Origin of the sequence: Methanolobus chelungpuianus, assembly GCF_024500045.1 — an archaeon.
Taxonomy (GTDB): Archaea; Halobacteriota; Methanosarcinia; order Methanosarcinales; family Methanosarcinaceae; genus Methanolobus; species Methanolobus chelungpuianus.
In genome coordinates, this window is record NZ_JTEO01000011.1 from 61,747 (window position 1) to 72,940 (window position 11,194).

10 protein-coding genes are annotated in these 11,194 nt (G+C 49.9%); 2 read left to right on the top strand and 8 right to left on the bottom strand.

Going from position 1 to position 11,194, the window contains the following annotated elements; all coding sequences use genetic code 11:
• Positions 1-9: 9 nt before the first annotated feature.
• Both PV02_RS12655 and PV02_RS12660 read right to left on the bottom strand, forming a co-directional pair.
• Entirely contained in the window at positions 10-1,932 is a 1,923-nt protein-coding gene (locus PV02_RS12655) for a S8 family serine peptidase (protein ID WP_256623778.1), read from the bottom strand.
• Between the two features lie 86 nt (positions 1,933-2,018).
• Positions 2,019-2,978, bottom strand: a complete 960-nt coding sequence (locus tag PV02_RS12660) for a stage II sporulation protein M (RefSeq protein ID WP_256623779.1) — start codon at positions 2,976-2,978, stop codon at positions 2,019-2,021.
• Between the two features lie 186 nt (positions 2,979-3,164).
• On the opposite strand from PV02_RS12660, the gene PV02_RS12665 reads away from it, so the two are divergent.
• Together PV02_RS12665 and PV02_RS12670 are read left to right on the top strand one after the other, a co-directional pair.
• A complete protein-coding gene (locus PV02_RS12665; RefSeq protein ID WP_256623780.1) occupies positions 3,165-3,908 on the top strand; it encodes an RAD55 family ATPase in 744 nt (247 codons plus the stop codon).
• A 9-nt stretch (positions 3,909-3,917) separates the two neighbouring features.
• A complete protein-coding gene (locus PV02_RS12670; protein ID WP_256623781.1) occupies positions 3,918-4,433 on the top strand; it encodes a hypothetical protein in 516 nt (171 codons plus the stop codon).
• 13 nt (positions 4,434-4,446) lie between these two features.
• Here PV02_RS12670 and PV02_RS12675 read toward each other — a convergent pair whose 3' ends face one another.
• The 6 genes from PV02_RS12675 to PV02_RS12700 form a co-directional block, all read right to left on the bottom strand.
• A complete protein-coding gene (locus PV02_RS12675) occupies positions 4,447-5,484 on the bottom strand; it encodes an EF-Tu/IF-2/RF-3 family GTPase (RefSeq protein ID WP_256623782.1) in 1,038 nt (345 codons plus the stop codon).
• 54 nt (positions 5,485-5,538) lie between these two features.
• The gene (locus PV02_RS12680) at positions 5,539-6,696 is read right to left on the bottom strand and encodes an RNA ligase (protein WP_256623783.1); all 1,158 of its coding nucleotides are present in this window, start codon (positions 6,694-6,696) and stop codon (positions 5,539-5,541) included.
• An 18-nt stretch (positions 6,697-6,714) separates the two neighbouring features.
• Entirely contained in the window at positions 6,715-7,491 is a 777-nt protein-coding gene (locus PV02_RS12685) for a CBS domain-containing protein (protein ID WP_256623784.1), read from the bottom strand.
• Between the two features lie 65 nt (positions 7,492-7,556).
• Positions 7,557-8,381: a CBS domain-containing protein gene (locus tag PV02_RS12690; protein WP_342765648.1), complete on the bottom strand. Its 825-nt coding sequence runs from the start codon at positions 8,379-8,381 to the stop codon at positions 7,557-7,559.
• A 737-nt stretch (positions 8,382-9,118) separates the two neighbouring features.
• Positions 9,119-9,727: a CBS domain-containing protein gene (locus PV02_RS12695; protein WP_256623786.1), complete on the bottom strand. Its 609-nt coding sequence runs from the start codon at positions 9,725-9,727 to the stop codon at positions 9,119-9,121.
• 250 nt (positions 9,728-9,977) lie between these two features.
• Complete coding sequence (locus tag PV02_RS12700; RefSeq protein ID WP_256623787.1) at positions 9,978-11,120, bottom strand: OB-fold nucleic acid binding domain-containing protein; 1,143 nt, start codon at positions 11,118-11,120, stop codon at positions 9,978-9,980.
• Positions 11,121-11,194: the final 74 nt, after the last annotated feature.

Genomic DNA, 11,194 nt, shown 5'->3' on the forward strand with positions numbered 1-11,194 from the left:
GCCTCTGGCTTACGGGTAGTCAACTGTACCGGATTTAGACACAGTATATTTTGTACCGTTGATAGTTACTGAATCAACTGTGAACGTGAAGGTCAGGGTTCCTGTCTTGTACTTCACCGAATCCGAGAGCACAGTAGCCGTCCCGTCAGCACCTGTTGTTGCGGTATCAATGTCACTCGTTGCAATGCTCCAGTGACCATTGACGACTGCGCCCTGGACAGCCTCACCGTTGGATTTTACATTGACTGTGGCTTTACCGCTCACGAACAAGTTCTTTCCTGCAGACCTGGTCTCAGTCACTACGCTGACAGCAACGTCAATCGCCTGGGATACTGGAATTTCGCTTATGCTCACTGTCCCTGTAGCTATGCCTGTATCTCCGGAGTTATCAGTGACTGTCAGGGTCACATTATAGGTCCCGGCAGCTGAGTAGGCGTGCTGCGCAGTGGCCCCGTTCCCGGTGTATCCATCACCGAAAGCCCATGAGTATGAGGATATATCCCCGTCGGAGTCTGTTGAGCCTGATGCGTCAAAAGTTATATTCTCGCCTGCATAGGCACTGGAAGGATTAATGGTCATACGCGCCGTAGGCGCCTGGTTGACCGGCGGCTGTACGGTAGTTGCATAAGTGAGAGCTGCATAGGCGTCCACTATGCCGTGGCCTGAGCCTGCATCCCATCCTTTTCCGTAGATGTCCCTGGCAGTATCCTGGATGGCAGCTCTCACGTTATCCGGGCCAGTGGCCCCGTTAGCAATGAGAAGGGCCGCGACGCCTGCCACATGCGGGGTTGCCATGGAGGTGCCCTGGTAGAAATAGTATCCGAAGTTTGTGGGTCTGACACTGAAGGTTTGCTGCAGGATGCCGTCCACATACCCGTCACCATTCTGGTCAATGGCAGTGTCTCCACCCGGTGCCATTATATCAAGGGCCTCTCCATAATTGGAGTAGGATGTACGGTCTCCGTCATATCTGGTTGCGCCCACAGCTATGCATTTATCATAGGCAGCGGGATAACAGACAGTTCCCAGGCCATCATTTCCGGCGGCAGCTACAATTGTAACTCCCTGCCCGTATGCATAATTGATCGCATTTTCCAGTCCCTCAGGATTCACCCCGGGAGCAAAGCTGAGGCTCATGCTGATCACATCCGCATCATTGTCGGCAGCATAAGTAATCCCATCAATAAGGTATTGCAGGGTCCCGCTTCCCCTCTTGTTGAGGACCTTTACAGGCATCAGGGTACATCCATAGGCAACCCCGGCAACGCCAATCCCGTTATTTGTTGACTGGGCTATCGTACCGGCCACATGTGTGCCGTGCCCCTGGTCATCGTTTGCATGAGGATCGTTATTAACGAAATCCCATCCTGCTTTAAAAGAGGTTCCTGCAAGGTCCGGGGCAAGCGCGTAAGTGCCATAGTTCTCGTATGCTATTCCTGTATCCAGCACAGCTACAATAACTCCCTGGCCTGCTGATATATTCCAGGCATGTGTAAGATTGATGCCATGTCCTGAGTGGAAGTTCCACTGGTATGCGTAATAAGGATCATTGGGCACCGTAGATGCGTGCATCAGATAATTTGGCGTAGCATACTCGACATTGGGATTCCTGCTGTAGATCTCCACCATCTCTTCCACTGACTTTGTTTTCGGGATGTTCAGTTTCCTGAAGCCTGCATAGGGACTTGTGTAAGCCACTGAGGTACCGTGCTTTGAATTCAGGGCCGAGATCTTTGCCTCGGACATCCCGGGACTGAACTTTACCAGTATCTCCCCGGGCACATATGCCTGTCCGTTATCCAGGTCGGGCATTGCAACGCTTATCTCGTCGTCAGTACCATAAGCTTGCGGGCTTACTGCCAGAGCAGGTGCAGTTGTTCCTGTGACCAGCATGCTGACCGCTAGAAGCATAAGAAGTGTTTTTACGTTCATATCAACCACCCATATTTGATACTTATCTATGTGCTGTATGAGCGTATAAATAATTCCATACTATTTTACATCTGAAAGTGCAAAGGTTAAACTGATATCGTTCCCAGAAAACCGTCAAGCCCAAGCATCGTTCTTTCAACGATCCGCAGTGTCACATAGGTTTCCACATACGCTGCAAACAGCAGCATAAGAATCATTATTGCGGACATTTTCCACAGGTACCCTGAGAGCATATACCTTTTTACAGTATCAAGAACAAGCACCACGTCAGCTTTCAGTTCCCCGTAACTGTTGCCGAGGAATAGTCCTTTATGGACGATATCTGAGGACTGGATGCGGGCTAACCTGTAGCCAAGTGCCGCCGCCAGCAGCAGTGCAGGTATCTCGATGATACCGTGGGGTAATATGGATATGACGAAGTAGGTCAGATTGTAGAACGCTCCGAGGAATATCCCTTTGGGTCCGAATATATGAAAGCCTGTGAGCGAGCCGTTGAATACAAAGAATGCCAGTAGTATCCCCATCAGAAGGCCGTTGACTATCATTATCAGGAAAGGTATCGTAAAAGGGAGCATGTATGCAAGCATCCTGTAATCTTCCCGGCTGTAGCCACAGTATTCCCAGAATCCCACTTTCGGAGTATCAGCATCAGTATATGGAAAACCGGCATCCATGCGATGCGCAAGCTTCTGGAGCAGCCTGTTGCCAGGCACAAGCATCCTTTCAAAGCCAATGGAAACAGAGGCATACCTGCCGTGATCTGCCCTCATCCGGATATCCGATATCAGCAGGGGATGAATGAACATGAACAGCCCCGTACCCAGCGATGCCATCAGGGCAGCTATGCTATTGAAAATAAATATGGCCCACATGGGGCTGATGTATTCGGCTGCCACCGTGACCTTGGACGTTGCTGCGGAGGCCGCAGAGACGATAATTTCATCAACGGGTGCAGGCTCCGATGTGATTAGCATGAGAGCGTAAAGGAGCATACTGATAATAAACGCTGTCAGCACTGACAGGGCGAAAGTCTTTGCTGACCACATTAAGTCCCTGTGATCGATAGTGAAGGTCTGATTGTTGGCGGGAGACATATATGGATATCAAGGAATCTTTGCAGGGCATTTATTTAAACGGCTTTTTATAAAATCCAATCGATGCATTAAAATATATTGCAGTTTAATAATACTCCTAAAAGTATATTATCCTACTTATATGCAGAGGTAGTATCTATGAGAATACCTACAGGAATAGAAGGATTTGATGATCTGGTACAGGGGGGCCTCCTGTCCGAAAGGGTCTATGTGCTGAGCGGCCCGCCCGGAAGCGGGAAAACCACCTTTGGCGTACAGTTCCTTGCTCACGGTGCTTCCAGGGGCGAGGTAGGCTTATACACTACACTTCTGGAGTGCCCGCAGAACATCATCAACGACATGTCCAATTATGCGATGAACATCACTTCTCTCATCAAGATGCAGAAACTTCTTTTTGCAGACCTGGGCCCGAGAATGGAATACGGCTACATGGATGAGATGAGCGAGTTCGTGACAACGGATTATAATGTCGGCAGGACGTCCATTGAAAGCGAGGCTCCTTCCCCGTCCATGGTGTTCAAGGAGATAGCAGCATATGTCTCCGAATACGATGTCAAGCGCCTTGTCATTGATTCAGTGTCCGCCATAAGGTTCACTACCAACGACTTCTCTCTGCAGGAAAAGGAGATGAGCAGGTTCATACGCAACCTGAAGAAGCTTGGCTGCACCACTGTACTGCTGTCTGAAATGACAGACCCCACTGCATATTCCACAGAGCAGTTCGCTGCGCACGGTGTGGTTTTCATGCACAATTTCCTGTATGATAAGACTATGACACGGGCAATCCAGGTAATCAAGATGCGTGGCACGAGACATGACTGTAACATGCGTGCTGTCAGCTTTACCGAAAGAGGCCTGAGGGTCGAAGGTTATCTGGAATGATGGTGTCCTATGGTTGCACTATTCAAAAAAGAGAAAGAAAGCAAGATAATATCCCCGGCAGACAGGGCCCATCTTGCTGAGGTTTCCCACAAGCTCGGGTTTGAGGTAGGCTACCACAGGCACTCGGAAATAGGCTGGGTGCAGGAGCAGCTTTCCCGGCTCTACGGTTTTGCAGATGAATATGATCTTCGTGACTTTGCCCGTGAGAACTATCTCCGCGGCAAAGAGGAAGGAGCAAGGGCAAAAGAGAGGGATACAAAATCAGGACTCAAAGGCTCAGGTGCGGACACCGGGGCAGAAGAGAGGCCTCTCAATCTGTCCAATGAGCGCCCTGCGGCAACAGCACCGGCATCTTTCTCAAGCGGCGATTCCGGATACAAGGTCCAGCGATCCACAATTGAGACCTCGTCTGCTGCTATTCAGCAGCCCACCATGGTAGATCTGCCTGAGAGCGTCCAGCTCACAAAGGCCGTTGAGATGCCTCCCATTCTGGAAGGCTTCAAACACCTCCTGCCTAAAAAGTAAGGGAGAAGACCACTCACTGGCTGTGCCCGAAGGCGACAAACCTCTGCCTGCCGTCAAGGTTTGCCAGGACGAACCTGTCATTTTTACTGAAGGCTATTTCCTTCGTGCCCGCAAGCTCCATTATGTATTTTTTCCCGGGCTTTGCCTTTTCTGCGTTCTGTCCTTCCTGCTTTATGCTCCTGATCTTTACAGGCGAGGACTGCAGGCCGACATAGAGATGCAGCATGTCCCCTACTGAGACCTCCTTTGCCAGCTGTGATAGTGTGCATTCCAGGGTCAGATCGGTAACGACATCTTCCTGCGCGGACAGGACAAATCCCCTGTCAATGTCCTTTGACTGCACTCCCTTGAGCGCAAGGCCGACCCTTGCACCTGCAGGAGCGGTCTTGACATCCACGTCATGCATCTGGATAGAGCGGATCTCCAGTTCTTTCTTGGCCGGATATGCCACCAGCTTATCCTTGGCATGGATGGTGCCCTGTGATACTACCCCGAGGACGACGCAGCCTATACCGGTCACATTGAAGGACTGGTCAATAACTACTCTTGCAGGCAGGCTGTCCAAGTTCCTCTGCTCGGCGTCAACCTTGTCTCCCATGGAAAAGATGAGCTCCTTGAGTTCTTCCATGCCCTCAAAACTTGTTGTGGAGACCGTGTGATACTGCCAGTTCTCAAGTGCAGTTCCCTTTGTGATCTTTTTGAGCTTTTCTCTCATTTCCTCAATTGCCAGCGGATAGGAGAGGTCGGCTTTCGTCTGGACAATGACGCCATGCCTGTATCCCAGCAGGTCAAGTGCAATGATGCATTCGGCTGCAAGAGGGTCAAGCCCCTGCGGAGGTATGCAGAGCAATGCTATGTCTGAAAGATTGAGTGCTGTCAGAAGGGATTTCACGGAAGCCGGGTATCCGGTCGCATCGATGGTAGTGAGCACCCGGTCGTTCTTGGCATAGTCGTACATCGTGATGTCAGTAACGCTGCCCTTTTTGCCCAGCTTCCCGGCAAGAGTGGTCTTTCCGCTCTTCTCACTTCCAATGATGGCGATCTTAGTCATATGAGCATTCTCCGTATGGTCTTACGAATAAATGTTTTTACTTATATTTCTTTTTCACGACCATAGCTGGCCCTCGATTATCCCCAGGGTCTTGTCTGTTGTGCTCTTGTTCATTTTCCTTATATTGACCATATACTCATCCCCCACGCGCTCAGGAGTTCCGAAGATGACATCAAGGCCGAGTCTCTCAAGATACATCCTGAACATATCTATCGTACTTTCATCCGTGACCCGTATGCGCACATCCTCCCACAGGCGCTCACCTCCCTGCACGTGGAGAATCGATTCTCTCATGGGCCTGAGTATGCTTTCACCGAGCCTGAGACATCTCTCCCTGATATCCTCCTCGCTTTCGCCCCATTCCACTGACTGGAACCCTTCCCTCACGACCCGGGCAAAAAGGTAATCCTTCCCGGATTCGTTGTAGAATCTGAATCCGTGGCGCAGGTCGGCACAATTGCTTTGTGAGGATGTGTATTTCAATGGCTGCAATACCATTGCCGGGTCTTTAATGACAACGCCCTCATGCTCTGTTTTTCCCAGTTCCGCGATAATTTCCCTTATCCTGTCAGCAGCCCCGGACAATGCGAACTCCCCGAGCAGTTCCACCTGGGTGAAACCGCACTCCTCCGCCAGCTTCCTTCTATTGTGGACTGGCATCGTGCCCCCATCTTTGTATCGGATATCAAAGACAAAGAATTCAAGCGAATCCACTCCGTAGATGTCCTTTGGCACATACGGGTTATCAGGGCCTGCCATTTCGCCGTAGACCACATACTCGGGATGGTCATTGAAAAAATCCCGCTCAAGAAGCCGATTGGCACGGTCGCTGGAGTAGGGGCATACGTGTCCGCTGCGTGTGAAGGCGACCAGCTTGTCCTTATGCTCGATCACCCGGACGTTGTAGCCATTCATCTTCTCTTCAACGATAACAGAGCTGATGCCTTCAAAGTGACTCTCAAGCGCAGGAGCCAGCATGATGGCTCTTTTGATCTTAGGGAATCCTTGGATGACCTCAAAGCCGTCCTCTTCCCTTATCAGCACGCTGCCTTCGTCTATCCTTCCCACATTGGTGGTGAACCGGAAAAAGTCATCATGACCTCCCCAGTCCTGCAGTATGGCTTTCTTCTCAAGCAGCTCTGAAAATCTGGAAGGCGACATCTCAAAAGCTTCTGTCGCCTTCTCCTGTTGCTTTCCGGTACTCCGGTTCATAAGCTTGTTCAGGACTGTTTATTGTGCAAGCACACTGACAATGTTTCTCCTTGTAACAAGCCCTACCATCTGTTCTTCCAGATTGATCACAGGCACCCCGCCAATGTTCTCATCGAGCATGAGTTTTGCAACGTCCTTTATCGGTGTATTGGTGTAGACCGTCTTGACGCCCATCTTCATTATATCTTCCACAATGAGATTCTTGATACGTGCGTCCTGCTTGTTGCCGTCCACAATATCGCGGAATGAGCGCATAGCTTTGGCAATGTCCTTTTCGGTGATTATGCCTACGAGCTTGTCATCTTCAACTACGGGCACCCTGCCGATGTTATTATCGAGCATGAGGCGCCTTACGTGGATCACGCGGTCGGCAGGGCTTGCCACGATGGGGTTCTTCTGCATGACCTCAGCCACGTATCCTTTCAGGTCATTCTTCATAAGAAGCTCCGTGGGTGTCACCCATCCGAGGACCTTCTCGTTCTCGACCACTACTATGACTCCTCCGTTGCGGGCCATGAGGGTGACCGCATCCGTTACCTTGGTGTCCGGCAGTACTTTCACATAATTATCAGAAACCGCTGTAGCAACATGCAGGGCGGATGCAGGCATGCTCCCCTTCTTGCGGGTACCGAGCTCCCTTGTGAGATTTCTCATTGTGAGCACACCCACGATCTTCTCATCGTGAGTAACAAGCAGGCGCCTCACTCCCTTCTTTTCCATTATGTCAAGTGCGTGGGAGATCGTAGCTGACTTGTCAATGTTTACAGGTTCCGTCATAATGTCCTTGACTTCCATAATTCTTCCCTCTGTATAAATTCCGTATCCTTTCTCATTTTTATCTTGTTCGCTTCTGCCTGTACTTACTGAGCAGCCCGCAGTATATCCTTCCTGCCGATCATGCTCACGATCTCCTCCCTGTTGACAACAGGAAGGCTAATGACATGCTCTTCCAGCATGAGCCTTGCAGCATCGGTCACCATATCGTCAACAGCTACACCGGAAGGCAGCTCTACCATGATATCCTCGGCAACAAGCGGCACATCCTTGATGTACCTGTAGGTCTTCTGGCCGGCCGGAGTGGACCTGCGTGCCATTTTTATGCTCTTTGACTGCATATTCCCTTCATTGTCCACCATGATGTTCAATGCCACATTACTTGTTGTAATGATCCCCACCGCCTCATTGGAATCATCGGTGACGATCACTCTGTTGACCTCATGCTTTTCCATTTCCTGGACAACGTGGTTTATTGTGTGGTGCCTGTGAACGAAGATTATATCATCGACCATGAGGTCCGAGACCCTCAGCTTGATATCCTTCTGCTGGGACACATACCTCATTATGTCTGTTCCGGTGACTATTCCCATTATGTTTTCCCTTACGACCACGAGCGAGTTGATACCGTTCTCCAGCATGAGGTTGCTTGCCTGGGATATCGAGGCATCCGGGTAGATCGATATCGGGGCATCGTTCATCACCATACTGACCGGAATCTTATCTATCGGTCTTCTGCGCCACATTGGTTCTGCCTGCGCAAGTCTTCTGCTCAGGTCTGTCTTCGTGACTATGCCAATCATTTTCCCCTCCCTGGCCACCACCAGGGTGCTTATCTTGTGTTTAAGCATCAGGTTTCTTGCATGTGCCACGTTTTCCTCCGGTGCTATGGTAAATACCGGCGAACTCATTATATCTCCAACATTCATGGTTTTCCTCCATTCAAATGTTCAAATTCTTCCTTACTCTTCCTATATCGTGCGCAGAAAACACCGCGTTCTGTTTATCCATTGAGGGTGCTTCCCATATTCTGTTCATCTACCGGCAGAAGGACCCTGTCCAGTGGTCCTTTCAAAGGGCCTTGCAGTTCCTTCCGGTACAGTTCCTTTCTGAGGATTGTTTTTCTTTACAACCGGATTACCTCCGCTCTTGTCATTAACATAATAATCAGGTGTCATGGGGACTGCAGAAGATCCTGGTCCTGATATCTTCGCAGCAGCTGGTATACTTCTTATCATGCGATCAATCTGGTTTGCTTCTTAGTGTCGAGCGATCCCATCCCTGATAAGGACCGGAACACTCTGTTCTCTTTACTTTTAAGCAGCCTCATCAAAGCAAACTATGGGAAATTAATTGCCTGGAACTTTTATTATATTTCACTGTTCTGGCAGCGACAGTCCAGGCATCAGATCTTCCCTCAGTCCCGGTGGCCCTGATGCTAAATGCGCTCTCAGCACGCAATCGGATAGCAATGCCTGTCTACGCAGGTGCTTTTCGCAAGCATACATAACCCTGCTTTTCCTGTAAGGTCCGTAAAGCTACTTTTGATTGCTTTAAAAATCGATACATACCTTTTTTCATCATATATCGAGACAGACATTCTTTTCACCAGCTTTCTGTGTCCTTGTTTTGACTGACCGGTATAAAACTAGTCATAGTAACCTTCTTCTTCACTGCAGTCCTCGCATAGGTTAAGTCCGTTGACCTCTGTCAGGTTATCAGACAGGGCACCGCAGCGCTGGCATATGCCACGTTCCACATCGGTCTCCTTCAGGAAATCTCCCTCCCGGTGCAACTCTATCAGGTTCTGGAGGATGGTGTTCAGCCCCGGGGAGATTGCCATGATATCTCTGTAGCTTATCATTCCCAGTATGATACTGCCATCCATCACTGCAAGCCTGCGTATATCCGACTTGACCATGAGTTCGGCTGCTTCGATTATTCCTGTGGATGGCCTGATGGCTATTATCGGGGATGACATGATCTCCATTGCAGACATCTCTCCGGGAAGCCTGTTCTTTGCAACAGTCTTGGAGACTATATCCTTCTCGGTGATTATGCCGGCAGTGTCACCGTTATCGACCACGATCACGCTGTCTGCATTACGGTCGGTCATCTCCCTGGCAACTTCAAGTACGGTAGCGTCAGCATCCACGACAAAGATATCCTTTGTCATCAGCTCTTTGACAGACATCTCGTTCTGTATCTCTTTTATCGAAACGTCGGTTTCAAGATCCCTCTGCTCGTTCACGACCATACCTTCCTTTTAAGCCAGAAGTTAAGAATAGGTCACTTAGTCCACAGTTAAAATGTTGACTTGATTGTATTTATAGATGTTTGTGCAATTGTTTACATGCCAAAAGGAATAAAAAAGAGAAAAGGTCAGCAGCTGTTATCCTTAACAGTTGCTGTCATAGTTGAGCAGCATCATTATTAGTATGAGGGATATGGAACATCCGGTTGTCCGGTGTTCCGGCAGGTCCCGTCGATCCCTGTTCCCCGGCTGTTCAGAGAACAACTATCCTCGTCCTGTTCCCTGCGCTGAGTTCGATCTCGTCATTGAACCCTGACTTTGAGAAAGCATCGATTATCTCTACTTCTGTATCGATATCGACCTCATCTATAAGGCCTGCATGTTCACCCCAGAGGGCTATCCTTATCCTGCCAGTATCATCAGAAACATAGATGTTGGAGACACTGTTCTCAGTGCCGTCGTCGCGGGTAAAGTCACGGCGCTCCCCTATGCCGGAAACGGATCCCTTGATGGAGTATGATTCCCCGGGGATGATGTCGGAAATGGGGGTGAAGTTCTCGGAGTATGCGATCTCCTTGTCTGTCTTTTTCACAATGGTGCGGTTACCCACCTGCACCTCCACCTGCTGGCTGAAGTTATTCTCCCTGGCGTAGGCGTTGATGATCTCGATGGAATCATTGATCCTTAAGCCCGACAGCAGATCGGTCTTCTCATCCCAGAGGGTGACCCTGATCTTCCCGGTATCGTCGCCCACGGTTATATTGGTAACCCTGCCCGTGGAGCCGTCCTTACGGTTGAATGTTCTGATGTCGGCGATATCCAGAACCCTTGCCCTGAGATTAAGGTCGCCCATGCCGTTCTTTATGTCGCTTATCTTTGTGGAGGCGACAGATGCCTCAACCTTCTCATCCGTCTCGCACAGCACTCCGTTATTGCCGACATTCACTTCAACACCGGAATAGCCTTCCTTCACATAGCCGCTGATCTGGAATGTCTGTCCGACCGATATATCCCCGGTCTTTACAAGGTCTGCCTTGTCATCCCAGAGAGTCAGGCGTATGGAACCCGTCTCATCAGCAACGATGAGGTTTGCAACCCTTCCGATGGTCCCGTCATTGCGGTTGAACTCCTTGGCAGGGAACACTGTCATGACCCTGGCGATAAGCCTCACATTGCCTGTACCGGGGGCTATGTCTGCCACCTTGTGGACTTCGCTCCCGGTACCTTCGCCCGTATCGCCAGCCCCGAGGTCATGCGCAACGAGCATTGCGGCAGTCCTGTTGTCGCAAAGCCCTCCCATCTGGTTCACTTTTTCCCCTACCCTTTCCAGGAAATCCTCCTGCTTGATAATTCCGCTGAGCTTTTGCTTTTTGTAAATTTCTATAATTTCATCCATGATAATACCTGAAAGACTTAGATGTACGACCAATCTTAAATCCTTTGTTCTTTGCTGCGGGCACCGCCAGGTTT